This window comes from Enterobacter sp. BIDMC 29 (genome assembly GCF_019378755.1).
GTDB classification, from domain to species: Bacteria; Pseudomonadota; Gammaproteobacteria; order Enterobacterales; family Enterobacteriaceae; genus Enterobacter; species Enterobacter ludwigii.
Genome location: NZ_CP080000.1, coordinates 2136977 through 2163601, shown reverse-complemented (window position 1 = coordinate 2163601; position 26625 = coordinate 2136977). Strand labels below are relative to the sequence as shown.

Genomic DNA, 26625 nt, shown 5'->3' with positions numbered 1-26625 from the left:
TGTTTTTTAGCGCTGGGATCAACTCCTGATGCTAAAAGCTTTTTGGCTTCGTCGCGGCGTTGCCTTGCGTCTGCCAGAGAAACGGCAGGGTAGCCACCTATGGAAAACACCTTTTGTTTCGCTTCAAAGCGATAACCCAACTGCCAGTACGTTGAACCGTTAGGATGTACCAGAAGGTAGAGGCCGAACCCATCAGTGAGCTTAACGGGCTTTTCAGCGGGTTTAGCATTTTTTACTTTGGTATCAGTAAGTGGCATGGCGGTTACCCCTGGATGCTGGTAAAAGAAAAACCGAACCAGCTTTACCAGCAAAAGGGTGTAGCTTCGAGTGTTTTTTACGAGACGTGAGTAGACAAGCTAGAAGGATTAACCAATTGATAGAAAGCAAAAAACCAGACGTCAGTAGACATCTGGTTTCTTTAAATTGGCTCCTCTGACTGGACTCGAACCAGTGACATACGGATTAACAGTCCGCCGTTCTACCGACTGAACTACAGAGGAATCGTGTGAACGAGGCGCATAGTATCGACCTCAGTTCGTCTTGTCAAAGGGGGAAAACGCACTTTTCGTTCGTTTGCCGACAATTTCAGCAAATCGCTGATTTTATAGCAAATTTGTGCTGAAATTACACAGCAAATTGCGCCGCCCGCAGGCGGCGCGCAGGATTAGAACAGTACGGAGTAGTTCAGACCAAACGTACGGCCACGGCCTTTATAAGTATACAGACCTGGTGCACCGTAGGTTGGGCTATACAGCCCCGGCGCACGCTGACCCCAGGCGGTGGTGTAGTCTTTGTCCAGCACGTTTTCCACGCTGAAGCTCACTTTACCCACCGGCAGGTCGTAGCTGCCCAGGAAGTCGACCGTGTTATAGCCATCGATCTTCTTACCGTCGGCATCTGACACGTCAAAGGTCTGCGTACTCTGCACGCGCAGGGTCCAGTCGCCCGGTGCCCAGTTGACCCAGGCGCTGGCTTTCGACGGGCTGGCGCTGTCTACCGTCAGCTTCTCCCATTTGCCGTTTTCGCGGGTTTCAGACTTAATGGCGTTAAAGTTCGCGCCGGTGCTCCAGTCGCTGTCGGTGAAGAAATAGTCCACCTGGCCTTCAATCCCGTAGATACGACGTTTGTCGTCTTCCAGGTTGATGGTCATGTCCGTTTTGTTGATGGTGATGGTTTTGTCCGAGAGCGAGTAATACGCCGCAACCTGCGTGCGCAGGTTGTCGCCGGTGTAGCGCCAGCCCAGCTCATACGCGTTAACCTTAATGCCGTCCAGCGTCGAGTCGTTCACGTTCACGCTGTTCAGCAGGCGATAGTGCCCGTCGACAAGCTGGTAGGTACCGGAGCCGTAGTACTTCGCCAGGTCCGGAATTTCGAAGCCCTGGGAGAAGTTAAACCACAGCTGCTGCTGTTCGGTCAGGCGGCCAAGGATCCCGGCGTTGAACAGGAAGTTGTTGTAATTGGTTTTCCCGCCCGGTACCGCATCAGCCGATGTGGCTTTCCCGTTAGCGATGGCCTGTTGCTGGGTATAACCAACGAAGTCATCCACCTTGTTTTCGGTGTACTGATAGCGCACGCCGCCGCTCAGGGTAATGGCATCAATGTCGTAGCTGGCCTGCAGGAACGGGGCGAGGTTGGTAATGCTGTAACCCGGGTAACGGCCCACGTTATAGGCGTTCTCCAGACCCATGCCGCCGCTTGCTGCCGCTTTGTCCAGATTGAAGAACTGCTGGTTAGCGTCGAAGGTTTCGTGGTCAGCATCCACACCCCAGGTCAGCGTTAAATCATCCATCGGTTTGCTGTTCAGCGTCAGCTTGCCGCCGTAAAAATCGGTTTTCTGCTGCGACGCACCGATGCTGCTCACCACGCCTTTGGTCAGTGTCGGGAACGGGTAGTAGGTCAGGCTTTCGTCACGATAGTAAATCTGTGCGACCAGATCCTGGCCCCAGAAATCGGTGTTGGAGTACTGCAGGTTAATCAGATGCCGCTCTGTGCCCGGCAGGCGGTCAGAGTTCAGGTTGCCTTTATTGTAGGCTTTGGCATCACCCGTAACCGCGGAGAAGTTTTCCCCAAGGAACAGGCCATGCTTCCCGTCGGACTCGCTCTTGTAGTATTGCGTCGTAAGCTGCAGCTGCTGGTGATCGTCGATGTTGAGGGTGCCTGTTCCCATCACATCCAGACGGTCGGAATATTGTAATCCGGTCTGGGTGTTATCAATAATCACCTCGTTACCTTTGCCGTCGTACCAGCCGCCGTAGCGCTGATACGATACTGACAACCGGCCAGAGGCATTGTCGTTGCCGCCGCTCACCGCGGCTGACACGTTCTCATCGTGATCGTTATGGCTGTTAAAGCCACTCTTTGCTCCGGTCTGGAACTCCACTTCGGTATCAGGCTGGCCTTTTTTGGTCACGATATTCACCAGACCGCCGGTACTGCCGCCGCCGTAGAGGGACGTGGCGCCGGAGATCACTTCGATACGGTCAATGTTGAACGGATCGATGGAGTCGAGCTGGCGGCTGTCGCTGCGGGACGAGTTAAGACGCACGCCATCCACCATCACCATCATCGAGCGGCCGCGCAGGTTCATACCGTAGTTGGTGCGGCCCTGGCTGCTGACGTCCATGCCCGGGATCAACTGCGCCAGGACTTCTTTAATCTCTTTTCCACCCTGAACCTGCTGTTCAATCTCAGCACGCTCAATAACCCAGGTAGTCTGCGCCATCTCCGCCACGCTGCGGTGCGCGCGGCTGGCGGAGACAACAATATTTTCTTCCTTTTGTTCTTCCGCCCACGCAGAGGTAGAAAGCATTGCAAGCAAGCAAGGATTTAAAACCCAAAGATGAGAACGTTTCATTGTTATGTAGTTCCTGAATGTGTGTGTCAGTACTCGGTGGTTCTTGCTAAAGATTGATAAACCTGGCTGCTGTCCGGGCGGGGAGTGCTACGCCAGTGGATCACGCCAGGGGTGGTGGCCAGCTCAAACGGCTCGTCGTCGTGCGCGCGATTCAGAATTCGCGCGGCGCGCCAGGCCATCAGGCTGAGCTGGGGTTCGGCAATGCCAAGACGGTGCATCCCGGCATTCACGGCGAACAGGCGGTTGCTCTGCGGACCGTCCCATTCAAGGGTGAAATCATTGTTGATGCAGAAGGTTTCGTCGGCGTCCAGACGCAGGCGATGAGAGAGTGGTGCCAGAAACGCAGGCTGCACGGTGCGATAGCCGGTCGCGAAAATCACCACGTCGGTATCGAGTTGTTCACGGCCGCCGTCAAGGTGATGCTGTAACGTCAGGCGCTTACCGTTCTCCTGCTGCGCGATCGCGGTGACCGAGCGAGAGGGCAGGAGGTGTGCCCACGGTTTTTCCCGCAGCACTTCGAAGCGGTGATACATGGCGCGATAAATCGCCAGCAGAGACTCCGTAGTGATGCCGTCAGAGGTCATCTTCTGCTCGTGCAGCATCTGACGACGCGCCTCTTCGCCAAGCGTAGAGAAGCTGTCTACATATTCCGGTGTGAAATACTCGTTGGCGAAAGCCGCTTCATCCAGCGCGTTATAATTGTTGCGTCGGGAAACCCAGTTCAGGCTCAGTGGCTGACCCCACTCCCCGCGGAAGATATTCAGAAACAGATCCGCACCACTCTGACCTCCGCCGACGACGGTGACGCGTTTACCCGCTAAATCCGGCGTGCGCAGCATCATCTCGCTGGCGTGGAAGCAGCTGTCATCCTGCGCCGGAGCGCAGTCAGGCAGGTTAATCTGTTTGCCAATTCCCGCGCAGACGTGACGCGCCAGGAAGCGATCGCGCTGAGTCACCACGTCGAACAGACCGTTTTTTTCATCAAAACTGACCTGCTGTACCTGCTGGCTGAAGGACAGGTTAGTGAGATTTTCCGCGGCCCAGCACAGGTAATCGGCAAACTCTTCGCGAGAAACGGTACGCTGCTCGGTGGTCAGAAAACGATAGAACTTTTTACGCTGCACCAGATAGTTAAGAAAACTGTGGCGATTGGTGGGTTCCACGGCGCTCACCAGATCTTTCAGGAAGCTGGTTTGCATATGGCAGTCCGGCACCATCATGCCAGGGTGCCAGGAGAAATGCGGCTTGCGTTCAAGAAACAGCGAACTAAAACCGTCCAGACCCTCAGCCAGTGCGGCGATGCTGAGGTTAAACGGGCCAATACCAATGCCGATGAAATCATACGTTTTCATTGCGCTGACTCCTGGGAGACCAGAAAAAGAGGGTTATCAAGATCGGTGACATAGTTCGGCAACATGCGGCTGCCGCCGTCGTGTTCGGAGAAGGTCAGTTTGACCGGGTTGAGGATCACGCGAATAATTTGCGGCTTAAACAGATCAAACTTCGCAAAGCGTTCGGCGAGATCGGGATGCGCGGCCATATAGCGGCGCAATACCTCGGCCAGGATCTGGTAGAAACGGGTTTCGCTGACGCCGCTTTGCAGGGTAAGGCGTGAAATAAACCGCAGCACCGTGACAAAGTTACCGGTTTGCAGATCGTGAATGATGTAATCCGCACTCAGGCGCGCCGTGACGGACTTCACCTGTTCAGGCAGGCTTGCTGCCTGCGGGAAATCTTCATCCACCAGGCGCATGTCCCCCTGGAAATCTTTCAGCAGGATGCGTTGCGGGATGGCGTCTTTCATCACCAGCGTCACGTTCTGGCCGTGGGCGATAAGCGCCACGCCGTAGCGGCAGAGCAGGTGATAGAAGGGGATGACCGTCGCGTCAAAGAGCTTTTCCAGCCAGGCTTCAGCGGTCAAACCGGATTGGGCGATCCATGCGTCAATCAAGGGGCGTCCGGCGTTATCGCTCTCCATCAACGCAGCCATCAGCACCGCCTCTTCACCCTGCTGAAGATAACAGGACGGATTTTCGCGCCAGATAACCCCCAGCATCTCCTGATAGCGGTAAGGCGCTTTCGGCAGCGCGGCGTAACCCGGGTGGGAAAGATACCCGGCCGCGGGCTCGCCAAGCACCTGCGCGCCACAGCGAATAAGCGTGGCATCGCTGGTGAACTGCTGCTGTAACCAGCGTGAGGCCAGCGGGCCAGCGGCAATGTACTTACCCGGAATACCGCGATAGCAGGAGGTGTTGTAAATGGTCAGCGGCAGCTTGATGTCAAACGGCGCGCGGCGGCTGGCATTGGTGAGGGTACGCAACGATTGCTGCGCCAGGTACTCGTCGCCAAACTCGCCCAGCTCAACCATTTCGCCGCGCGCGAGTTGCGCCAGGAAATGGACAGCAATCTTTTGTTGCCACTGCCACGGATGCAGCGGCACGGGCAGCCAGTTATCATCAAGATCCAGCGCCTGCCAGCGGGCATCAAACCGGGCGCGCTCGGCGTTATCCATGGCGCTCGCCAGCAGAGTATTGATATCGCAATCAACATCGCTGCTCCAGACCAGGTGCGCACGTTGCACGGCGATCCAGTGCAGGCGAAAACGGCCACGGTATTCCGGGGCATACTGGCGTAGCGCATCCAGCCCCCAGCCGCGGCGTCCCTTGTTAAAGATAAACTTAGGATGGCCGCTCATCAGGCACTGTAATTCGTCCGGGTCGAGATGAATGAGCGCGTCAGCATCCAGCGTTTCGCGCGCCTGTAACAGCTGAATATCACCCCGCAGCGTGGCATAGAGATCTTCCAGATGCTCCGCGGTCTGCGCGTCGCTCATCTCCAGTACCGTCGCAAGCTGCAGCAGTGCAGTTTCTGCGTCCACTGCGTTACCGCTGACGGTGGTCAGGCTCTCGGGGTCGATATGCAGCCAGCCCCAGATCCCGCGCGTGGCCTGGAACTGCCAGGTCTCCGCGCCCATGGTGATTTGCCATCGATTGTCTGCCAGCTGCCGGGCGCTCAGGGTGCGTTCATATTCCAGCTCGGCGAGGATTTTCGCCACCATGTCGCGGTTCACTTTCTGCCAGTACACGTTCACAGTCCCACCTCGCTGAAGAAGCGGTGACGCTGGTTCATGATGAGGCGCGAGCGTTTATGCGGGAAGTCGAACTCTTTCACGGTTTCGAAACCGGCAGACGAAAGATGGCGGAACAGGCGCTGGTTGTCGAAACGCGGCTCGGCAACGATGCGTGTTGTGCGTGGCTCATCCAGCCACAGATAATGGCTCAGACCGCGCAGCCAGCTGCGGATATACTGCGCGCCGCGCCAGTTTTCTTCCCCAACCAGCATGTGCAAGCCGCGGTCAAACGGCTGCCAGCGATAGTGGCGGCCAATACGGTCTTCCGCCGCCCAGTAAATTTCAAAGTAGCCGAACGGCTGGTCATCAAAGCAGCCGATAAGCGGATAACAATAGGTCGAGTCGAGCTGACGGCGCAGGTAATTTTCCTGCTCCGCCTGCGGGCCGGCCATCTCCCAGAAGGCGTTAACGCGCGGGGTGTTCATCCAGCGGGTGAAACGTTCGCCGTCCTGCGCCACATCGGCCACGCGGAAACTCAGGGTGTGTTTAATCTGCGGGTCGTAACGGCGATAGACTTCGCCTTGCGGGCGGTGAGGGCGCCGCGGGAAGTAAAGCTGACGGCTTTCATCGAACTGCATGCCGCCGTGGTTCTGGGGCCGTTCTCCCTGCAGCCACAGGGGGAACTGCCAGAACGTTTCGCGCGCCAGATAATCTCCGCTGGCAAGCGTAAACAGCGCCTGCGCCTGCGGTTCATCCTGCCAGGCGGACCAGGGGAGCGTGACGCCGGTCAGTGCCGGCGCGGCGATAAACAGCTGATCCAGCGCGTCGACTAACCAGCCTTCCGGGATACCACTCACGCGCTCAAGCACTGCGCTGCCGTCGAGACCTAACGTCAGGGGGAGAGTGTTCTCCGTTGCGGTGCAGCGAAAGCCATAGCCAGAATGGACGATATTCGCGTTTGCCATCACGCCTTCTCCTTGTAAAACGGGTTGCTAAAGTCGAAATAGATCACTGCCGGATCGGCGATGGTGTTTTCGTTGCGATCGTGCAGATAGCAGAAAAAGTTGCCTTTACAGTTCCAGGTTGGGCTGTCGAGCACGTAGTCGAGGCAGCGGGTCTGTTTCGCTGTTTTGCGTAATTCGACCAGTGCGTCACGCACCTGCGCCATCAGGCTCTCTTCGCTGTCGAAACCGGCGGCGGCGAGGGCGGCAGTCACGGCAAGCGTTGAGTTCAGCAGCAGGTAGTAGGGGAAGTAGCGCAGCAGCTGGCTTTCGCCAAAACGGTTTTCCACATCATGTTCACCCGCCTCTTTTAGCCATTCATCGGCCCCTTCAGTCCAGGCGCTGCCCTGACAATCGCGGTAGATCAGCCCGACGGGGAAATCCTGCTGCATCTCAACGAGGATATTTTGCTGGTGCGCCAGCAGAACCAGGCCGTAATCCGCTTCCGCGCTAAACAGCGGAAGTAAAACGCGATCGCAATACGCCTGCACCCAGCAGCGCGCAGCCTCGGCGAGGGGTAAATCCAGGCGCTGGCTCAGACGACGTACCGCCGCAACCAGCAGACTGTCACCTCCGTCCGGGGCCGCCTGCGTCAGGCTCACCAGTACGTTGGTCTGGCTCTCTGGCGTCTCGAACAGCAGGTTCACGCGCAGGGCCATCAGGCTCTCTTCCTGGATGATGCCATTTTCATCACGCAGCCCCGCCCAGCCGTCTTCCTGCATAACACGCAGGGTCGGGTAGCGTGCCTGTAAGGTCTGCCAGCGCGCTGTCTTAGCCAGACGCGCCAGGCGCATACCGCGTTTAACCTCTTTCACCGACAGCGTGCGCACGGAGTTGGTCAGGCGCACGCTGAGGGAAAACTTGATCATGTCGCTGTTGGTTTCGCTGTATAGCGAGCGTGAGGAGCTGGTGGGCAGCCACTGCGCGCCCGCTTCGCCCAAATCCTGCAGATCGCCGTTAGCCACAAGACGCTGGCACCAGGCCTGACCCAGCAGATGCTCGGCCTGCCACGGATGCATCGGCAGCAGCCAGCAGGTATCGGTGAAGTGACCGAGGAGCTCAGGGGCACTCTGCGCTGCGAAGCGCAGCAGGCGTTCGCGAAGAGAGACGGCCAGGCTGTCGCCGGCAATCAATTCACGCCTAACCGCAAACCAGCGCAGCGGGAAGCGGGAGGCAAAATCAGGCAAATAGCGGCGCGCTTCACTTTCGTTAAACGGCTCGTGAGATTTGGGGGCCGGGTGAAACGCATGCCCCACCAGCAGCGCCTGTTCTGCTTGCGCAAAATTCAGCGGTTTGTCACGCAGGTTTGCCCAGTTGTGGCGCAAATCGATGGCCTGCCAGGTGTGGGCATGGCTTTCAAGGGCGCGTTGCTTAAAGCGAGCCAGCGTTTCGGTATCGAGTGAGCCTTTAACTGAAGGTTTTTCCAGAATTAAGTCAATCAGTTGCGTGAAAGTGACGGCGTCACCGCTATCGCTGTCGCGCTGGATAAGCATCGCCGGAAAGTGATACTGATGATGCTGAGTCGGTGAGAAATAGCGTACCGGAACCCGAATGGCCTGGGTTGAAGAGAGCGGAATATGAATCTGCGATAGTCCATCCGCAGCGGTAGCGGGGAGATAGCGCCAGTCCTTCGTTTCACGCAACAGGGCGTTCAAAAAACACTGGGCTGCAACGTCTGTACCGGCGGAGCGGGGCAGAGTACGCATAGGTGTACCTCATTCCATGATTGATAATAATTATCGTTATGATATGCATTCTGTTTACAGTCGCAACTATTTTTGCAATATTTGTTTTCATAAACTTCATGATTTCCACACATTTATTGACACTATGTTCACATTCTCATGCGCACTTACCCTGAAACACTGACGGAAAACCTCACCCCGAAAGCGAACTGGCCACTGGCGTTATGCGCCGGATTGTTAGGTATTGGGCAAAACGGTTTGCTGGTCATGCTGCCGCAACTGGTCACCCTGACCGGGTTATCGCTCTCCGTCTGGGCGGGGCTGTTAATGTTCGGCTCCATGCTCTTTTTACCCGCATCGCCGTGGTGGGGACGCCAGAGTGAGCGACACGGCTGCAAGGTCGTGATGCTGGCCTCGCTAAGTGGCTATCTGGCGAGTTTTGTCGTGATGTCGCTGGTGGTCTGGGCGATGGCAAGCGGGATGATGAGTGCTGTCTGGGGGCTGGCGGGCCTGATCCTCTCGCGTACGCTGTACGGCCTGACCGTCTCAGGGCTGGTGCCCGCGGCTCAGACATGGGCCATTCAGCGCGCGGGTCTGGATAAACGCATGGCCGCGCTGGCGACCATAAGCTCCGGCCTCAGCTGTGGTCGTCTGCTGGGGCCGCCGCTGGCGGCGATGATGCTTAGCGTCAATCCGGTGGCTCCCCTCTGGTTGATGGCGATTGCACCGTTTATCGCTCTCCTGCTGGTCCTTCGAGAGGTCGCCGATCCGCCGCTGCCGCCGGTCGCGCATCAGGCGACGCGTGTGCAGGTTTCAATGCTGCCGTACCTTGTGCTGGCGTTGCTTCTGGCCGCACTGGTGAGCCTGATGCAGCTTGGCCTGTCACCGCATCTCAGCCCTCTGCTGGACGGTGACCCGCGAGAGGTAAGCCATCATGTCGCGCTGCTGCTGAGCCTGGCTGCGCTGGCAACGCTCGCTGCACAATTTCTGGTGGTCCGTCCGCAGCATTTCAGCCCGGTGACATTGCTCTGCCTGGCCGCGGTACTGATGGTGACGGGACTGGGGCTAATGTGTATTGCCAGTCTGGTGTTGTTCTACGTGGGGATTGTCATGACGTCGCTGGGAGCCGCCATGGCGACGCCGGGATACCAGCTGCTGCTGAATGAACGGCTGACCACCGGAAAAGGGGCGGGAGTGATTGCCACCAGCCACACGCTGGGCTACGGCCTGAGTGCGCTGCTGGTGCCTGTCGTCACGCGTTTATTCGGCGAGGTATTTTTAACGCAGGCCGCCTGGGTGATGGCGCTGATGTTTCTGGTGATGAGCCTATGGGTACGGGCGCTCAATCGTACCCATGTCGACCCGTCTTAATGGAGCTGGTGAGATGAATTGCCGGCAGGATCCTCATTTTGCCGCAGACGCAGCAGAGGGTCTTGCTGATAAAACTGACAGAACCGTTGCCAGAGGGCCGGGAAACGGGGGGCGAAAAGCTCAGGTGCGCTAAAGAAATATTCTGACAGCACCGCAAAGCACTCCGCAGGATCGGTTGCCGCATAGGCATCGATGCTGGCGGCACTTTCGCCCACCAGATCTATCTCATCCTGGATATTATCCATTGCCGCATGCAGATCGTGTTCCCAACCCGCGACCTCACGAAGCGGGATCAGCGGTACACCGCTGGCGCGATCCCCATTGCGGGTATCCAGCTTATGCGCCACTTCGTGAATGATCAGGTTAAAGCCAGATGCGTCGAAGGAATCCTGAATATCAAGCCAGTTCAGGATGATGGGCCCTTGCTGCCAGCTTTGCCCGGACTGCACCACCCGTTGGTTATGCACCAGGCCGAAATCGTCCTGCCATTCATCGTCCACCACGAACGGTGCAGGGTAGATGAGTACTTCATGGAAGCCATCCAGCCACTCAATACCGAGTTCCAGAACCGGCAGACAGAAAAGCAGGGCGATACGCGCGTTTTTCAGGGGATCCAGCTCGAAGCCCTGCAGCGGAACCAGACGTTTTTGCTGCAAAAAGCGATCCGCCAGTTGAACCAGTTTTGATTGTTCATCCGGCTGAAGATTAGCCAGAACAGGGATCGCCAGCGCTTCATCCCACGGCAGCGCCATATTTCGGCCAGCGTCATTCGTTTTCCAGGGCCACTTAATCATCGCTTTGCTCGCAAACTCGTCACTTGAACAAAAGGGGAAGGTAAGGTTCTGTTAAAATGCCAGACATTCGGTCATTGCTTCAATTCCAGCCTGGATAAACTATCACTTCGTACGTAACGGTGGATAGCGGTTTGCTGGTATCACCTTCATTTTGTGAACTCAGTCGAAGCCTAATCTTATGACACTTACCCCATTATGGTCAGCGTGAAAACCAACTCCTTAAAGGATTTCGGTGCTTCACCGGTTGCGGCTGGACAATAAGCCGCTATTATTTTTGACTTTCGTTCGTATTGCCAGACAGGACATTCAGACGCTATGCCCGTAAATTTTGACCTTAACGATCTTTATGCTTTCAGAGCGTTAGTGGAATACGGCAACTTTCGGGTTGCTGCTGAATCTATCTGTTTGTCCCCGTCAGCACTGAGCCGCAGGATTGAAAAACTGGAGGCGGCGCTGGGAGCGAAGCTGTTTGACCGGACCACCCGCCACGTGGCTCTGACGCTGTACGGGCAGAACTTTGCTGAACGTTCAGCGCAATTGCTCGATAACGTTGAGTCCATGCTGGCTGATATTGATAAAGTGAGTGAAGAGCGGACCGGGCTGATTACCGTCGCTACGGTACCGTCTGCGGCCTATTACTTTATGCCGGATGTCATTCGTCGCTTTCAGTCCCGTTATCCGCGTGTCCGGATTAAGCTCATCGACAGCAGCGCGGGGAATGTCATTGACGCGGTTGCCCGTAGCCAGGCGGATTTCGGGATCTGTTTCGCCGGGAGTTTGCCCTCTGAAATCGAGTTTTTCCCCCTTGTGGAAGATAGCTATGTCGCCGCGTGCAGGCGCGATCACCCGCTGGCAAAAAAGACTCACCTGACGTGGCAGGCGTTTTATCAGCAGGACTATATTATCCTCGACAAAACGTCAGGCAACCGTAACCTGCTCGACCGGATGCTGGGGGATATTGTGCCTGCGCGTCCCAGCGTTTGCGAAACGCGCCATGTGACCACGATGCTCGGTATGGTAGAGGCGGGCATCGGCATTGCTGCCGTGCCCGCCATGTCGATGCCGACGTCAGAGCACTCGCTACTGACGTCTGTCCCGCTCGTGGCACCGGAGGTGAAACGCACTGTGGGGCTGATTCGACGCCGGGGGCGTATCCAGTCTTACATTGCGGCTGAACTGGAAAAACACATTACTGAGCAGTACCGCGGGACGTGACGGGGCTCATCCCCGTGTCGCGAATCACGGCGCTGGACTGTGTCGAGGAAAGGTAATCCAGCAGCGCTTTCCCTTCGCCAGGATGGTCGGCGTGGCGGGTCACGGCGCCAGCAAAGCGGGTGATGTATTGCAGGTTGTCCGGGAGTTTGCCAACAAACGTCACCCCTGGAATCGGCAGCAGTTCGCTGACCTGCTGGAAACCTACCGCGTATTTCCCTTTCGCCACTTCTTCGGCGACGGGGGTGCGCTCAACCTTCGTTGCTTTACCCATCACCTCTTTTTCAATCCCCAGCGTTTTGAACAGCGTCTGGCTGACGTATCTGCCGCTGGCGCTGTCGGAGTAGGCGATGGACTCCGCCTGAAGCAGCGTATGGCGAAGTTTCGCCTCGTTACTGATATCCGGGACGTCTGCGCCTTTTTTTACCACCATACCGACAGGGGAGTCCGCAAGTTCCGTGCGCGAGCCTGGCTGAGTCAGGTTGTCCTTTTCAAGTGTTGCCAGCGCATCGCCCACCATGATCACCACGTCGGCTTTTTCCCCGCGCGCAAGCCGGTTAGGAATTGCCTGCGGAGTCGTTCCCATAGACGGGCCGGGAATGAGCACAATGTTATCTCCGGTCTGGCGTTCATATTCCGGTGCCAGCTTTTCAAGGGCGGCTTTAAAACCGCCTGAGATCATGACCGTCACCTCTTTCGCTGAGGCACTAAAGCTCAGGACGGTCAGTATCAACGCGCTGGTGGTCAGTCGAGGAATCAGTCTCATGCCGCCCCCTCTGATTTCACGGTATTTTGCAGCGTCACTGCACGACGACGGTACAGGTAGAGCGTTGCCAGCAGGGCGCATACCGCGGCGAAACTCATCCAGTAGCCGGGAGAGGCCTTATCCCCGGTATATTCAATCAGCGCGGTAGACATTACCGGCGTGAACCCTCCAAATACCGCCGTTGCCAGACTGTAGGCCAGGGAGAACCCCGCTACCCGAACTTCAGAAGGCATGATCTCCGTGAGCGCCGGGATCATCGCACCGTTGTACAGGCCATAGAGGAAAGAGAGCCACAGCAGGACGCTCAGCATCATTGAGAAACTCGGTGCCTGCGCCAGCAGCGTCAGTGCCGGGTAGCTCGTCGCCAGAGCCAGCAGCGTCATGGCGATAAGCACCGGTTTACGCCCAAAGCGGTCCGACAGCGCACCGCCTATCGGCAGCCAGATAAAGTTGGAAATTGCCACCAGAAGCGTAACCAGCAGGCTGTCCGAAGCGCTGAGCATCAGCACTTTTTTCCCGAAAGTCGGCGCGTAAACGGTGATCAGATAAAAGGCCGTGGTGGTCATTGCCACCATCAGCATGCCAGCAATGACCACCTGCCAGTTACCGAGCAGGGTTTTAAAGACCTGATGCATCTCCAGATGATGGCGGCGTGCGTTGAATTCCTCTGTCTCCTCCAGCTTGCGGCGCAGGAAAAAGATAAACGGTACGATTAAACAACCGACCAGGAACGGGATACGCCAGCCCCATTCACGAATGGCGCTCTCTGCCATCAGCGCATTCAGCGCAAACCCCATGGCTGCCGCAACCATAATCGCGACCTGCTGGCTGCCGGACTGCCAGCTGGTGTAAAAACCTTTGCGGCCGGGCGTGGCAATTTCAGCCAGATAGACCGATACGCCACCCAGCTCCGCTCCGGCAGAAAAACCCTGCAACAGTCGGCCAGTCAGAACCAGTAACGGTGCCCACAGACCTATGCTGTGATAAGACGGAATAAGTACGATCAGGAAGGTACCCGCCGCCATAATCGACAGGGTCACGATGAGTCCTTTTCTGCGCCCAACCTTGTCGATATAGGCACCCAGTACGATTGCCCCGATGGGGCGCATTAAAAATCCTGCGCCGAAGACGGCAAACGTCATCATCAGGGAAGCAAATTCACTGCTCGCCGGGAAAAAGGTATGCGCGATGTAGGTCGCATAAAAGCCAAAGAGGAAGAAGTCGAATTGCTCGAGAAAGTTGCCGGACGTCACGCGAAGTATCGCGCCCGCTTTCGAGCGAACGGTTGCAGGTGAGGTTGAGGAAAACATGGTTATCTCCAGTTTATTGTTGACGTTTTGCTCGTCTGTGTCTGAAAACTGGATCAAGAACCCCAAATTTATAAGCGCAATCAATACATGGACTGATGCATTTAACGCATCAATAGCGCGTGGTCGATCGGAAGTGATTGTCGTAACAACAACTTAACAATTAATTGATTTTTTATTCACCAGTTTGGGTAAGTTACTGATATTGCCGTTTTGTGACATCGCGCAGAGGCTCCCTTGTTTGCAGAAAATACAAAAGCCAGGCGATGCCTGGCTGTTAACTATCACGTACCGCGACTTACCGCAACGCGTTGGCAATCGCACTGAACATCAGTGAGGCTTCCAGCGGTTGAGCGCTAAACGACGGTTCGGCCTGCGGCCAGGTGGACCACTGAACGATCACCAGATTTTCCGCCTGGTTTACCATGATCATCTGCCCAAAGATCCCCAGCGCCCAGAGCGAGCCTTTCAGCGACTCATTCGCCGCGGGCACCACCTTCGTAGCCGTGACGGGCACTTCGTTGTTCCACCACTGATAGCCGTACAAGCCGGTCGGGTGTGCGTCAGAGACAGATCCATCAGCCTGCGTCCAGCGCGAGGCGTCTTTCACCCAGTTGTCGGGCAGGATCTGTTTACCGTTCGGTAGTGTGCCGTTATGCAGGATAAACTCCCCGAAGCGTCCCCAGTCTTCCAGCGTGGCGTTAAAGCCATGCGCGCCGACATCATGCTGACCTTTACGGTAGGCATGCCATACACCGTCGCTCGCCATGCCGTACGGCTGCCAGATGCTCTTCTCAAGATAGGCGGCCAGGGTCATGCCCGTTGCACGCTCAAGCACGTCACCCAACAGCCAGGCACCACCGGAGGAGTAAGACCAGTGCTGGCCTGCCGGGTGTTCGCGTTTCAGCCCGGACACCAGTTTACGCACGCAGTCATAGGTGCCTGGTTTCGCTTCGCACTCGGTGAGCTGCGCGAAATCGGAGGCGGGATTAGTGTAGTCTTCGTTCCATGCCACGCCGGAGGTGTGGGTGATCAGCTGTTTTAACGTCACGCCGTCCCAGGCGGTGCCTTTCAGGTCTGGCTCGTATTGCGTGACCAGGTCGTCGAGTGAGCGAATTTTTCCCTCTTTGAGAGCCACGCCAACCAGCGTTGAGACCACGGATTTCCCGACCGAACGGGAGGTCCAGAGCGTCGTATCCGTATTGCCTTCGCCGAGATATTTCCACGCGATTTTGCCGTCTTTCAGTACCAGCATGCCGCTCACGTTCTGACGTTTCAGGTAGTCCTGCAGGTTATAGGTCTTGCCGTTGATCTGGTAGCGGGCGTCAGTGAGCGGTTTCTCTGCGCTGAGCAGCGGCGTGGCGTTGCCGTGATGGAACACATCTCCCGCGTAGTTGCGGTAGTCATTTCGAAAGCCGACCACGCGATCCGCCTGGCTCCAGGTGAGCATCTTGTGCGTGTCAGGAAGCTGTTTGTCGAACGGAGCAGGGCAGGTGTTCAGGTCAGTACCGTCGCAGGCTGCCAGCGCGACAGGCGCAAACAGACCGCTGCACAGGCTAATTACAACGCCCGCCAGCAGCGTGCGGTTCAGTGAAGGATAATTCATCATTTTTCTCGCTGTGAATAGGAACGCCTTCAGTTTAAGAACCCGCGACTTATAATAAAAAACGCGTAATGGGGGAAATTCCCCCCGAAAACTGAATGGAGAGTGGCGTGACGACGGTAATTTATTCCTTTGCCCAACTGGAAGCGTTTACCGCCGTGGTGGAATACGGTGGCCTGGCAAAAGCGGCGATGAAGCTCGGGAAAGATCGTACGACGCTGCGCGACCTGATTGATTTTCTCGAAGATGGATTAGGGTACAGGCTGTTTGTGCGTGAAGGACGCACGCTGCGTCTGACCCCTGAGGGCGAGCAGCTGCAGCGTCAGGCGCACCTGCTGATGCGCCAGGTGAAAGCCTTTGAGGCATTTGCCAGCGCGGTACCGGAGCGTGCTACGCAGGACATCACGCTGGTTTACGATCCCTTTACCTCGAGGCCATTTTTGCAGGCGCTAATTGGCGAGATGGCGAAGCGACATTTACGTCTGAGCCTGGTCAGCGCCTCCCGGGATGAGGCGGAAGCGATGCTGGCCAGCGGGCAGGCGGATCTGGGCATTTGCCAGGCACGTAATCGCAGTGTGGGTAATGAAATGGAGTGGCGGGCGCTCGGGGCGATCGATATGGATTTCTACGCCTGCAACACGCTGTTCGCTGAAGCCACGCAGCCGCTGTCGCTGCTTGAGTTGTCGCTGGTGCCGCAGGTGATTATGCACGCCGCCTCGGATGAGCCGGTGGCACGTTGTCTGCAGATTTCGGGGCACACCCTTTTCACCAATGAGCTGGAGATGTTGCGGGGCCTGCTGGAGCAGGGATGCGGCTGGGGATTCTTACCGACGCATTTCCAGCCGACCGGGTGGAAAAAGGTAAAAAGGCTGCACACCGAAGTGGGCAGCCAGGGGATAAGTCAGACGATGGTGACCATCTGGAAGCCGGGAAGCGACAAGCGAGAGAGGATCGCTGAAACGCTGTCGCTGTTACCGGCGTTGTGGAAAAACTCAGCGCTGTGAACACCCATTGCACTGCTGATTCTGGATCTGCTGGAAGAAGTCGTTACCCTTGTCATCCACCAGGATAAACGCCGGGAAGTTTTCCACTTCGATTTTCCAGATGGCTTCCATACCCAGTTCAGGATAGGCCACGCACTCCAGACGCTTGATGCTGTTTTGTGCCAGTACCGCCGCCGGGCCGCCGATGCTGCCGAGGTAGAAACCGCCGTGCTTATGACAGGCATCGGTCACCTGCTGGCTACGGTTGCCTTTCGCCAGCATGATCATGCTCGCACCGTGAGACTGCAGCAGGTCGACGTACGAATCCATCCGTCCAGCCGTGGTTGGGCCGAGAGAGCCTGATGCATAGCCGTCCGGAGTCTTGGCCGGGCCTGCGTAGTAGATTGGATGGTCTTTGACGTACTGCGGGAGTTCTTCACCGTTGTCGAGCAGCTCTTTCAGCTTCGCGTGGGCAATATCGCGCGCCACGATGATGGTGCCGTTCAGCGACAGGCGGGTAGAGACCGGATGAGCAGAAAGCTGGGCCAGGATCTCCTTCATCGGCTTATTCAGATTGATGCTGACCACGTCGCCTTCGCCCTGCTGGCGCAGGGATTCAGGAATATACTGGCCCGGATTGTGCTCCAGTTTTTCAATCCAGATACCGTCGCGGTTGATTTTGGCTTTGATGTTGCGGTCAGCGGAGCAGGAGACGCCCATGCCAATGGGGCAGGAGGCACCGTGGCGCGGCAGACGGATCACGCGAATATCATGGGCGAAGTATTTCCCGCCAAACTGTGCGCCCAGGCCGAGGTTCTGTGCTTCCTGAAGCAGTTCCTGTTCGAGCTGAACATCACGGAACGCCTGACCGTGTTCGTTGCCTTCGGTGGGCAGCGCGTCGTAATAGCGCGTTGAGGCGAGCTTAACGGTTTTCAGCGTCGCTTCAGCCGAGGTTCCCCCAATCACGAAGGCAATATGGTAAGGCGGGCAGGCCGCGGTACCCAGGGTACGCATTTTCTCAACCAGGTAGTTTTTCAGCTTCGCCGGGGTAATCAGCGCTTTGGTTTCCTGATAGAGATAGGTTTTATTCGCGGAACCGCCGCCTTTTGCCATGCACAGGAATTTATACTCGTCCCCGTCGACGCTGTAGAGATCGATCTGCGCAGGCAGGTTAGTGCCGGTATTGACCTCTTTATACATATCCAGCGCGGCATTCTGGGAATAACGCAGGTTATCTTCGATGTAGGTGTTATAGACACCCTGACTCAGCGCGGCTTCGTCACCGCCACCGGTCCAGACGCGCTGGCCTTTTTTACCCATGATGATCGCCGTACCGGTATCCTGGCAGGTGGGCAGCACGCCTTTGGCCGCGATTTCAGAGTTGCGCAGGAACTGCAGGGCAACGTATTTATCATTTTCGCTGGCTTGTGGGTCGTTAAGAATCGCGGCAACCTGTTTCTGATGCGAAGGGCGCAGCATAAAGGCGGCGTCGTGGAAAGCCTGCTGTGCCAGCAGCGTCAGCGCTTCGGGTTCCACTTTCAGGATCTCCTGACCCTCAAATTCGGCAACAGAGACGTGTTCTTTGGTCAGCAGATAGTATTCGGTATCGTCGTGTGCGAGAGGGAAGGGGTTCTGGTAGTAAAACGGTTTGTTTGACATAGCGTATTGCTCCAAAAAAATAAAACCGCCGGAGAGGTAGCCCGGCGGTCAGGGATCAGAACATCATGGACATCCACGGATAACCAATCAGCAGCAGGGCCGCCAGGAAGATGGCACCAAAGATGGTGCCGAGGCGCCAGTAGTCTTTGGTTGGCAGGTAGCCGCTACCGTAGTAGATAGGGCTAGGGCCGGTACCGTAAGGGGTGATAATCCCCATGACACCCAGGGAGGTCACCATCAGCAGGACGAACACCTCCATATTCATGTCCGGAATGGTAGAGGCGATGGTCAGCATCGCTGGCAGCAGCGCCGTGGTGTGTGCGGTGGTGCTGGCAAACAGGTAGTGCAGCAGGTAGAACGCCAGCAGCAGTACGATGGTGGCAACACCCGGCGAGATACCGCTCATCAGCAGACCGCCTTCTTTACCCAGCCAGCTAATGAAGCCCGTGGAGGAGAGGCCATCCGCCAGCGCAACCAGGGTGGCGAACCAGACGAAGGTGTTCCAGGCGGCTTTATTCCCGGTGATATCGTTCCACTCCAGCACCCCGGTCCACAGCATCAGACCCACGATTAACAGTGCAGCCATCGCCGGTTCAATCCACGCGGCGGCGAAGATCCACATCAGCAGCGCACAGCAGACGAAAATCAGCAGCAGGATTTCGTTACGGGACAGTTTGCCCAGTTTTTCCAGTTCACGGGTCGCCCACAGTGGCACTTCGTTGTTCACTTTAACTTCAGGCGGGTAGAACCAGTAGGCCAGCAGCGGCATGGTCAGAATCAGCAGCACGCCCAGCGGCAGGAATGCGATAAACCAGGTGCCCCAGGAGATGTCGATCCCCACGGTGCTTTTCACCAGCGCCAGCGCCAGCAGGTTCGGTGCGAGGGCAGACAGGAACATTGAGCTGGTAATACAGGCCGCGGTGATCGCCACCCACATCAGGTAAGAACCAATTTTACGCGCGCTTGGATCGTTTGGTTTCGAACCATACAGCGGCGGCAGGTTAGCGATAATCGGATAGATGGTCCCGCCGCTACGCGCGGTGTTGGAAGGTGTAAACGGTGCCAGCAGCAGGTCCGCGAAGGTGATAGCGTAACCGAGCGTCAGGCTGCGACGACCCAGATATTTCACCAGAATCAGCGCCAGACGGCGGCCGAAGCGGGTTTTGTCATAGCCTGCGGCAAACATGAAGGCACCGAAAATCAGCCATACGGTAGAGTTACCAAAACCGCTCACGGCCCATTTAAAGGAGGCACCCGCCAGTTTGAATTTCGGGTCAGCCAGCTGTTCCGGGCTGAACAACACCCACTGGCTGCAGAGCGCAATCGCCACGACGCCGGTCAGGCCAATGACCGCGCCTGGCAGCGGTTCGAAGATCAAACCGACAATCACGCCGACAAAGATAGCGAAGTAGTGCCACGCGTAAGGAGGAAGCCCTTCCGGGACCGGAACAAACAGTAACAGCACGGCAACGACAACGGGCAATGCCATCATTAGCAGACGTTTTGCCTTTCCGTTGGATGCGTGACTCGCCACAGGGGGCGTTACAGCAGTTTTTGTATTCATAGTTTCGCGTCTTAAGTTGTCAGGAATTCGGTTATGCGCTGAAATATTCATTTGCTTTCTTTAGTTTGTTTTTATTTTCTTTAGTTACTAAAGGTGCGCATTTGCTATTTCAGTAATAGCGATTTAACGCATTTTTGATGCGCTAAATTAAAAATTGATGATATTTATATATTGCGCCTTTGACTGTCTCGATGCTTGATCGCGATCAAGAAAATAGAGTTGCGGTGGTGTTTTTGTTCAACTGATAATAACCACTCTGGCGTATGTGGGTATTATTTATTTTTGATATGGATTTTACTCAATGTTGTTAACATTTCAAATAACTATTTTCATATAACACTATGTTTTTAATGGTTTGTTTTTGTCTCTTGGGATCGTGAAAAGGTCATTGATACGTTAACAGTGTTTAAAGGATTGTGAATGGAGTAATTAATATTACTAACACCAATGTGTTATTAATGTTATTGAAGGGATTAAATAGTTTTTTAACTAACGTAATAGATTTAGAAACTAAAAAAATCATTATATTAGTATTATGACATCGGAATAAAAAATCGAAATAAAACTGAGCCCGATAACGAATTCTTAATTTTAAAGTTTGGAGTTTCTATTATGAGCACTAACGAACGTATTCTAAGCCCCTTCACATTACCGAATGGTACCGAACTGAAAAACCGTTTGTTAATGGCCCCTATGACGACCTGTACCGGTTATTACGACGGTACGGTGACCAGCGAGCTGGTTGAGTACTATCGCGCCCGCTCAGGCAGTATTGGTACCATTATTGTTGAGTGCTGCTTTGTTGACGATCTCGGTCTCGCCTTCCCGGGTGCGATTGGCATTGATAACGACGAGAAAATCGCCGGGCTGGCGAAGATCGCTGAGGCGATTAAGTCCAAAGGCTCTAAAGCGCTGCTGCAGATCTACCACGGCGGCCGCATGGTTGATCCGAAACTGATCGGTGGCCGCACGCCGGTGGGGCCAAGTGCCGTTGCCGCGCCGCGTGACGGCGCCGCCACGCCGGTTGCCCTGACGGGGGAAGAAGTCGAAGGGATGATCGGTAAGTTCGGTGAAGCAGTACGCCGTGCGATTCAGGCGGGTTTCGATGGCGTTGAAATCCATGGGGCCAACACCTATTTGATTCAGCAGTTCTACTCTCCAAACTCTAACCAGCGTGACGACGAGTGGGGTGGCAGCCGCGATAACCGCGCGAAATTCCCGCTGGCCGTGCTCGACATCACCCATAAAATGGTGCGCCAGTACGCCGATGACGCCTTTATCATCGGCTATCGCTTCTCCCCTGAAGAGCTGGAAGAGCCGGGCATCCGCTTTGAAGACACCATGTACCTGCTGGAAAAGCTGGCCGCGCGCGGTGTGGATTATCTGCACTTCTCCGTTGGCGCAACCCTGCGTCCTTCTATTGTCGACACGCAGGATCCGACCCCGCTTATCGAAAAATACCGCGCAATGCGTTCTGACACGCTGGCGCAGGTGCCGGTCATGGGCGTCGGTGGCGTGGTCAATGCCGCGGATGCGAACGAGGCGCTGGAACATGGCTACGATCTTATCGCCGTAGGCCGCGCCACCATCGCCTATCCGGACTGGACAGACCGCATCGCGGCGGGAGAAACGCTGGAACTGTTTATGGACAGCACCCGACGCGAAGCGCTAAGCATCCCTGAGCCGCTGTGGCGTTTCTCGCTGGTGGAGGCGATGATCCGCGATATGAGCATGGGTGAATCGAAATTTAAACCGGGCATGTTTATTGAGAATGTTCGGGACGATAGCAACGAACTGGTGATTAACGTCAGCCTGGAGACCGACCGCATCGCCGACATTGAACTGGCTTCTGGCCCGACCCAGGACGTTGAGTTTGTCACCAGCTTCGAAGAGATCCGCACCCGTATTCTGGATGCAAACACCCCGCACGTGGATGCCATTACCGGTGCAACCAGCCAGAGTGAAGCGGTCAAAAAAGCGGTGTCTAAAGCCATGCTGAAATCCAGCAAAGCGCTGGCAGCCGAAGAGGGTGTCGACCCGAACGAGACCCGAAGCGTTGACGTTGTGGTGGTCGGTAGCGGTGGCGCGGGTCTGGCCGCAGCAATCCAGGCGCATGACGAAGGCGTAAGCGTGCTGATTGTCGAGAAAATGCCCTCCATCGGCGGTAACACCATTAAAGCGTCTGCGGGGATGAATGCCGCGGAAACACGCTTCCAGCGGGTGAAAGGAATTCAGGACAGCAAAGAGCTGTTCTATCAGGAAAGCCTGAAAGGCGGTAAAAACAAGAACAACCCGGAACTGTTGCGCCGCTTTGTGGAAAATGCCCCGCAGGCGATCGAGTGGCTGGCGACCCGCGGCATTATGCTCAACGACATCACCACCACCGGCGGGATGAGCATCGACCGTACTCACCGTCCAAAAGACGGTTCTGCGGTGGGCGGCTATCTGATTAGCGGCCTGGTGCGTAACGTCAACAAACGCAACATCGAGGTCATGCTCGATACGTCGGTCAGCGACATTCTCTTCGAGAACGGCGAAGTCACCGGCGTACGTCTGACCACGGAAGAAAACGAAACCCTTACCGTAGCAACCAAAAGCGTCATTGTGGCTACCGGCGGTTTCAGCGCCAATAGCCAGATGGTGGTGAAGTACCGTCCTGACCTGGAAGGTTTCGTGACCACCAACCACAAAGGGGCGACAGGGGGTGGTATCGCGCTGCTGGAGCGTATTGGCGCCGGTACGGTCGATATGGGGGAAATCCAGATCCACCCAACCGTTGAGCAGAAAACCTCGTACCTGATTTCCGAATCCATCCGCGGTGGCGGGGCGATTCTGGTGAACCAGCAGGGGAACCGTTTCTTCAACGAGATGGAAACCCGCGATAAAGTCTCTGCACAAATTATCGCCCTGCCGGAGAAATACGCTTACATCGTCTTTGATGAGCATGTCCGCGCCAAAAACAAAGCGGCAGATGAGTACATCGCCAAAGGATTTGTCACCAGCTCCAGCTCACCTAAAGCGCTGGCTGAAGCCCTGGGTATGGATTATCACGCTTTCCTGGCGACCCTGGAGCGTTACAACGGGTTTGTTGAAAAACAGCACGATGACGATTTTGGCCGTACGACCGCGCTGCGTGCACCAATCAACGAAGGGCCATTTTATGCCATTCAGATTGCGCCGGGCGTGCACCACACCATGGGCGGTGTGACCATTAACACCGAAACCTGCGTACTGGACAGCAACCACAACGTGCTGCCAGGGGCATTTGCGGCCGGTGAAGTGGTCGGTGGTATCCACGGTGGTAACCGCATCGGGGGTAACGCGGTGGCAGATATCATTATTTTTGGTACGCTTGCCGGACATCAGGCGGCGATGCGCGCGAAAAGGGCGTAAGTCAGCCGTAAGGGTATGCCGGATACGCGCCGTGTATCCGGCATTTCAACCAGGGAGCTTGCACCATGTCTTCTGACCACCGCGTCTACAGTTACTCCGCCGTTCTGATGGGATCGCCCATTCTCCTGAAGCTTTTCTCTCATGATGAAGCCCTCGCTTCTCGCGTTTTTAGACTGATTAAACAGTATGAAGACCTGCTGACCGTCAACCGTGCCAGCTCGCAGGTGATGGATATCAACCATGCTGCCGGCCAGCATCCTGTCACCGTCAGTCGCCCGGTTTTTGAGCTTATCCGCTGTGCGAAAGCGGCAAGCCAGCTCAAGGAGAGCGCATTTAACCTGGCCATCGGCCCGCTGGTGAAACGCTGGAAAATCGGTTTTCGGGGAGATAGCGTTCCGCCTGCCGATGAAATCGCGTCGTTGCTCGCCATTACCCATCCTGAGGATGTGGTCCTCGATGAGGCCAGCAGCAGCGTTTTCCTGACCCGGGCGGGCATGGAGATTGATCTGGGGGCCATCGCCAAAGGCTATATCGCCGACAGAGTGCGCGATTACCTGCGTAAAGAGGGCGCTCAACTGGGGCTTATTAATCTTGGCGGTAATATCCAGACTCTGGGTTCACCGGAAGGAGGCTGGAGCGTGGGGCTCAAAAAACCGTTCGCCGGGGAGGCGCTGATCGGTACGATGACCGTAGAGAACATGTCGGTGGTGACATCGGGTAACTACGAACGCTTTTTTGAGCAAAACGGCAGGCGTTATCACCACATACTTGACCCGCGTACCGGCTATCCGCTGGATAACGAACTGGACAGCGTCACCATCATTTCGAAAAACTCCATTGATGGTGATATCTGGACCACGCTGATGTACGGCATGGGCGTCAGTAAAGGCTGTTCAGCGCTGCGTGCACGACCCGACATTGAAGCAATCTTCGTGACCAAAACAAAAGAAGTGGTGCTCTCTTCAGCGCACCACTTCCGCTTTACCTTGCTGGATAACAGCTACCGCGTTACTGACAGTACTGCTTGAGCAGTGCCGTCTGCTCGGGCTGCAGGCGATAGCGATACACCGGCCGCCCGGTGGCACCGTAGTGAATGCTGGTGAACAGAATGTTGATTTGCGCCAGCCAGATCAGGTACTTGCGACAGGACACGCGCGAGATATTAACCGCGTTTGCCAGATCATCGGTGGAAAACTCCGTCTCCGGGTGCGCGTCAATCCACTGACAAATCGTACGCAGCGTTTGCGGCGTTAACCCTTTCGGCAGTTTTTTACTGTCCGCCAGTTCCGGCGCACCGCCGTGGATCAATCTGTCGACGTCGGCCTGCTCATAGTACTGATGCGATCCCATCAGGCTGTGCTTTGCCTTCCAGCCGTTCAGCGCCTCTTCAAAACGCGGGAACTGGAACGGTTTAATCAGATAATCCACCACACCGTAATGGATGGAGGTCTGGATGGTGGCGGCATCGGCGGCGGAGGAGATCATAATGACATCAATCGGCCGGCCTGAGGCACGGATGACGGGAAGGAGATCCAGCCCGTTATCCTGCTGCATATAGACATCCAGCAGCACCAGATCGACAGGCTGGCTGGGGTCGTTAATGATGGCCCTGGCCTGGTTGAGCGTGGAGGCGACGCCGCAGCAGCTAAAGCCTTCAACACGGTTGACATACAGACGGTTGAGGTCGGCCACCATGGCGTCATCATCGACAATTAACACATTTATCACGCGATATTCCTCTCGCTATCCCAGGGGATGTGAACAAAAAATTGGGTAAATACGCCAGGCTCAGACTCGACGGTAATGTCTCCGCCCAGGTTCTGGATCTGCTGACGAGCAAGGAACAGCCCAACGCCGCGATTTTCGCCTTTGGTTGAGAAGCCCTTTGTAAAAACAGCCTCGAGCTGAGCCGGATCAATACCGGGGCCATCGTCGCTGACTTCGCAACTGAGCCAGCCATTCTGATAATGTAGCAGCAGGCCAATTTCGCCTTCCTGCTGTCCTTCCATCGCGTCGAGCGCGTTTTCAATGAGGTTACCCAGCACGGTAATCAGCACCGCAACCTGCTCTTCGTTGGCGGTATCCGGTATCTGGCACTCATCGGCCAGCGTCAGGGCGATCCCTGCTTCCTTAGCCCGGTTGATTTTACCCAGCAGGAACCCGGCTATCACCGGAGATTTAACTTTGCTCTGAATGGTACCAATATCGGTCTGATAATTATGCGCCGTCTGGATGATGTACTCTTCAAGTTTGTCGTAGCGCTTCATATGCAGCAGCCCGAGGATCACGTGCAGTTTGTTCATAAACTCGTGCGTATGGGAGCGCAGGGCATCAACATAATTGACCATGCCATCGATACGCTGCATCAGCTGGCTGATTTCCGTTTTATCGCGAAAAGTGGTGATGGCACCAATAACCCGCTCCTGGCTTTTAACAGGCACCATGTTGCACAGCAAGAGTCGCCCGTTGCAGCTGATCTCCTGATCCTTACGTGCAATGCCGCTCTTCGAGACTTCCCGCAGGCTTGCCAGCAGGGGAGCACTGGCATTTTCGGTCTGTTTGCCGGAAGGCAGAAGCAATATTTCTCTGGCGGTGTGGTTGATCATTGTCACCCGACCCTGAATATCCACGGCCAGTACCCCTTCGCGAAGCGACTGCAGCATCGCCTGCCGCTGTTCGAACAGCGCAGAGATCTCATACGGCTCAAGGCCGAACAGGATACGTTTGAGCACGCGAACCAGGCCCCAGATGGCCAGCGAGCTCATCAATATACTGAATAATATGGTCCAGACGGCGTTAAGCCGCCCACGGGCAATCTGATCTTCCACTTTTTTAAGGGAGATGCCGACCACCACCACGCCGATCTGCTCGTGCTGGCTATCAAAGACGGGAGTGAAGACGCGAAGCGCTTCCGCGAGGGCACCCCGGTTAACGGCGACATGTTCCTTTCCTTCCAGCGCGGGCGTCAGGTCATCGCCGATAAAGTGCAGACCTAGCAGGGCTTCGTTCGGGTGCGAGTAACGAATACCGCGCATGTCGGTGACCACGGTGAAGAGCAGGTCGTTGCGCCTGGTGACCGCCTGGGCGATGGGCTGAATAATATCCGCCTGGGGAGCCTGCATCAGACCGCGTTGAATTTCAGGACTGTCGGCCAGCGTTCGCGCGATCCCAAGGGCCGTATCCTTAACATCATCGCGGGTGGCGCGGGTGATTTGGACGGAATAGAGCGCAAATACCAACAGCAGCACAGAACCGATAATCGCGCACACCATTAACGTGACCAGGGTGTTCAGTTTCATGGGGCGCTTGCGCGTCAGGGGGAAGGGCTGCAAATCGCTCATCAAAACTCCGCGATGATTAAGA

At 56.0% G+C, this 26625-nt stretch carries 19 protein-coding genes and 1 tRNA gene; 5 read left to right on the top strand and 15 right to left on the bottom strand.

Annotated elements, in window-relative coordinates; translation table 11 throughout:
• From JTA15_RS09780 to JTA15_RS09750, 7 genes are all read right to left on the bottom strand, one after another.
• The coding region (locus JTA15_RS09780; protein ID WP_219373174.1) for an Arm DNA-binding domain-containing protein at positions 1 to 257 on the bottom strand (257 nt) is incomplete at its 3' end.
• 167 nt (positions 258 to 424) lie between these two features.
• Positions 425 to 500, bottom strand: a tRNA-Asn gene (locus tag JTA15_RS09775).
• A gap of 164 nt (positions 501 to 664) precedes the next feature.
• Complete coding sequence (locus tag JTA15_RS09770) at positions 665 to 2854, bottom strand: TonB-dependent siderophore receptor (protein ID WP_219373173.1); 2190 nt, start codon at positions 2852 to 2854, stop codon at positions 665 to 667.
• A gap of 26 nt (positions 2855 to 2880) precedes the next feature.
• Positions 2881 to 4206, bottom strand: coding sequence for a lysine N(6)-hydroxylase/L-ornithine N(5)-oxygenase family protein (locus JTA15_RS09765; RefSeq protein WP_219373172.1), 1326 nt, complete (start codon positions 4204 to 4206; stop codon positions 2881 to 2883).
• A complete protein-coding gene (iucC, locus tag JTA15_RS09760; RefSeq protein ID WP_104440132.1) occupies positions 4203 to 5945 on the bottom strand; it encodes an IucA/IucC family siderophore biosynthesis protein in 1743 nt (580 codons plus the stop codon). Before iucC ends, JTA15_RS09765 begins: the two co-directional genes overlap by 4 nt.
• A complete protein-coding gene (locus JTA15_RS09755; protein ID WP_219373171.1) occupies positions 5942 to 6889 on the bottom strand; it encodes a GNAT family N-acetyltransferase in 948 nt (315 codons plus the stop codon). Before JTA15_RS09755 ends, iucC begins: the two co-directional genes overlap by 4 nt.
• On the bottom strand, positions 6889 to 8631 hold the full coding sequence (locus JTA15_RS09750) for an IucA/IucC family siderophore biosynthesis protein (RefSeq protein ID WP_219373170.1): 1743 nt from the start codon (positions 8629 to 8631) through the stop codon (positions 6889 to 6891). Before JTA15_RS09750 ends, JTA15_RS09755 begins: the two co-directional genes overlap by 1 nt.
• A gap of 138 nt (positions 8632 to 8769) precedes the next feature.
• On the opposite strand from JTA15_RS09750, the gene JTA15_RS09745 reads away from it, so the two are divergent.
• Positions 8770 to 9981: an MFS transporter gene (locus tag JTA15_RS09745; RefSeq protein ID WP_219373169.1), complete on the top strand. Its 1212-nt coding sequence runs from the start codon at positions 8770 to 8772 to the stop codon at positions 9979 to 9981.
• Here JTA15_RS09745 and mtfA read toward each other — a convergent pair.
• Positions 9978 to 10775 (bottom strand): DgsA anti-repressor MtfA, encoded by a 798-nt coding sequence (mtfA, locus tag JTA15_RS09740; RefSeq protein ID WP_014170764.1) that lies wholly within the window; start codon positions 10773 to 10775, stop codon positions 9978 to 9980. The genes JTA15_RS09745 and mtfA overlap by 4 nt on opposite strands.
• Before the next feature lie 315 nt (positions 10776 to 11090).
• Here mtfA and JTA15_RS09735 point away from each other — a divergent pair, with 315 nt between their 5' ends.
• Positions 11091 to 11990: a LysR family transcriptional regulator gene (locus tag JTA15_RS09735; protein ID WP_014170763.1), complete on the top strand. Its 900-nt coding sequence runs from the start codon at positions 11091 to 11093 to the stop codon at positions 11988 to 11990.
• On the opposite strand, the gene JTA15_RS09730 is transcribed toward JTA15_RS09735, so the two are convergent.
• The 3 genes from JTA15_RS09730 to JTA15_RS09720 all read right to left on the bottom strand — a co-directional run bounded on the left by JTA15_RS09730 (position 11965) and on the right by JTA15_RS09720 (position 15666).
• Positions 11965 to 12753 (bottom strand): substrate-binding domain-containing protein, encoded by a 789-nt coding sequence (locus JTA15_RS09730; RefSeq protein WP_219373168.1) that lies wholly within the window; start codon positions 12751 to 12753, stop codon positions 11965 to 11967. The two genes, JTA15_RS09735 and JTA15_RS09730, sit on opposite strands and share 26 nt — an antisense overlap.
• On the bottom strand, positions 12750 to 14063 hold the full coding sequence (locus JTA15_RS09725; protein ID WP_020883317.1) for an MFS transporter: 1314 nt from the start codon (positions 14061 to 14063) through the stop codon (positions 12750 to 12752). Before JTA15_RS09725 ends, JTA15_RS09730 begins: the two co-directional genes overlap by 4 nt.
• A gap of 295 nt (positions 14064 to 14358) precedes the next feature.
• Positions 14359 to 15666, bottom strand: a complete 1308-nt coding sequence (locus JTA15_RS09720; RefSeq protein WP_219373246.1) for a serine hydrolase — start codon at positions 15664 to 15666, stop codon at positions 14359 to 14361.
• Positions 15667 to 15761: 95 nt separating this feature from the next.
• Between JTA15_RS09720 and JTA15_RS09715 the strand changes: the two genes are divergently transcribed.
• Complete coding sequence (locus JTA15_RS09715; RefSeq protein WP_219373167.1) at positions 15762 to 16667, top strand: LysR family transcriptional regulator; 906 nt, start codon at positions 15762 to 15764, stop codon at positions 16665 to 16667.
• Here the strand turns inward: JTA15_RS09715 and fumA are convergent.
• Positions 16656 to 18305, bottom strand: coding sequence for a class I fumarate hydratase FumA (gene fumA / locus JTA15_RS09710; protein WP_044857789.1), 1650 nt, complete (start codon positions 18303 to 18305; stop codon positions 16656 to 16658). The genes JTA15_RS09715 and fumA overlap by 12 nt on opposite strands.
• A gap of 55 nt (positions 18306 to 18360) precedes the next feature.
• Complete coding sequence (locus JTA15_RS09705) at positions 18361 to 19869, bottom strand: anion permease (protein WP_219373166.1); 1509 nt, start codon at positions 19867 to 19869, stop codon at positions 18361 to 18363.
• A gap of 612 nt (positions 19870 to 20481) precedes the next feature.
• Here JTA15_RS09705 and JTA15_RS09700 point away from each other — a divergent pair.
• Both JTA15_RS09700 and JTA15_RS09695 read left to right on the top strand, forming a co-directional pair.
• Positions 20482 to 23262, top strand: coding sequence for a flavocytochrome c (locus tag JTA15_RS09700; RefSeq protein ID WP_219373165.1), 2781 nt, complete (start codon positions 20482 to 20484; stop codon positions 23260 to 23262).
• 65 nt (positions 23263 to 23327) lie between these two features.
• On the top strand, positions 23328 to 24290 hold the full coding sequence (locus JTA15_RS09695; protein WP_219373164.1) for an FAD:protein FMN transferase: 963 nt from the start codon (positions 23328 to 23330) through the stop codon (positions 24288 to 24290).
• Here JTA15_RS09695 and dcuR read toward each other — a convergent pair.
• Together dcuR and JTA15_RS09685 are read right to left on the bottom strand one after the other, a co-directional pair.
• Positions 24271 to 24990, bottom strand: a complete 720-nt coding sequence (gene dcuR / locus JTA15_RS09690; protein ID WP_014170753.1) for a two-component system response regulator DcuR — start codon at positions 24988 to 24990, stop codon at positions 24271 to 24273. The two genes, JTA15_RS09695 and dcuR, sit on opposite strands and share 20 nt — an antisense overlap.
• On the bottom strand, positions 24987 to 26603 hold the full coding sequence (locus tag JTA15_RS09685) for a sensor histidine kinase (protein WP_020883323.1): 1617 nt from the start codon (positions 26601 to 26603) through the stop codon (positions 24987 to 24989). The genes dcuR and JTA15_RS09685 overlap by 4 nt, the downstream gene beginning before the upstream one ends.
• Positions 26604 to 26625: the final 22 nt, after the last annotated feature.

What these genes read in the sequence shown, in the direction of transcription:
- JTA15_RS09770 (WP_219373173.1), bottom strand. Translation starts at nt 2,854, where the DNA reads ATGAAACGTTCTCATCTTTGGGTTTTAAATCCTTGCTTGCTTGCAATG.
- JTA15_RS09765 (WP_219373172.1), bottom strand. Translation starts at nt 4,206, where the DNA reads ATGAAAACGTATGATTTCATCGGCATTGGTATTGGCCCGTTTAACCTC.
- JTA15_RS09755 (WP_219373171.1), bottom strand. Translation starts at nt 6,889, where the DNA reads ATGGCAAACGCGAATATCGTCCATTCTGGCTATGGCTTTCGCTGCACC.
- JTA15_RS09750 (WP_219373170.1), bottom strand. Translation starts at nt 8,631, where the DNA reads ATGCGTACTCTGCCCCGCTCCGCCGGTACAGACGTTGCAGCCCAGTGT.
- JTA15_RS09745 (WP_219373169.1), top strand. Translation starts at nt 8,770, where the DNA reads ATGCGCACTTACCCTGAAACACTGACGGAAAACCTCACCCCGAAAGCG.
- mtfA (WP_014170764.1), bottom strand. Translation starts at nt 10,775, where the DNA reads ATGATTAAGTGGCCCTGGAAAACGAATGACGCTGGCCGAAATATGGCG.
- JTA15_RS09735 (WP_014170763.1), top strand. Translation starts at nt 11,091, where the DNA reads ATGCCCGTAAATTTTGACCTTAACGATCTTTATGCTTTCAGAGCGTTA.
- JTA15_RS09730 (WP_219373168.1), bottom strand. Translation starts at nt 12,753, where the DNA reads ATGAGACTGATTCCTCGACTGACCACCAGCGCGTTGATACTGACCGTC.
- JTA15_RS09725 (WP_020883317.1), bottom strand. Translation starts at nt 14,063, where the DNA reads ATGTTTTCCTCAACCTCACCTGCAACCGTTCGCTCGAAAGCGGGCGCG.
- JTA15_RS09720 (WP_219373246.1), bottom strand. Translation starts at nt 15,666, where the DNA reads ATGAATTATCCTTCACTGAACCGCACGCTGCTGGCGGGCGTTGTAATT.
- JTA15_RS09715 (WP_219373167.1), top strand. Translation starts at nt 15,762, where the DNA reads ATGGAGAGTGGCGTGACGACGGTAATTTATTCCTTTGCCCAACTGGAA.
- fumA (WP_044857789.1), bottom strand. Translation starts at nt 18,305, where the DNA reads ATGTCAAACAAACCGTTTTACTACCAGAACCCCTTCCCTCTCGCACAC.
- JTA15_RS09705 (WP_219373166.1), bottom strand. Translation starts at nt 19,869, where the DNA reads ATGAATACAAAAACTGCTGTAACGCCCCCTGTGGCGAGTCACGCATCC.
- JTA15_RS09700 (WP_219373165.1), top strand. Translation starts at nt 20,482, where the DNA reads ATGAGCACTAACGAACGTATTCTAAGCCCCTTCACATTACCGAATGGT.
- JTA15_RS09695 (WP_219373164.1), top strand. Translation starts at nt 23,328, where the DNA reads ATGTCTTCTGACCACCGCGTCTACAGTTACTCCGCCGTTCTGATGGGA.
- JTA15_RS09685 (WP_020883323.1), bottom strand. Translation starts at nt 26,603, where the DNA reads ATGAGCGATTTGCAGCCCTTCCCCCTGACGCGCAAGCGCCCCATGAAA.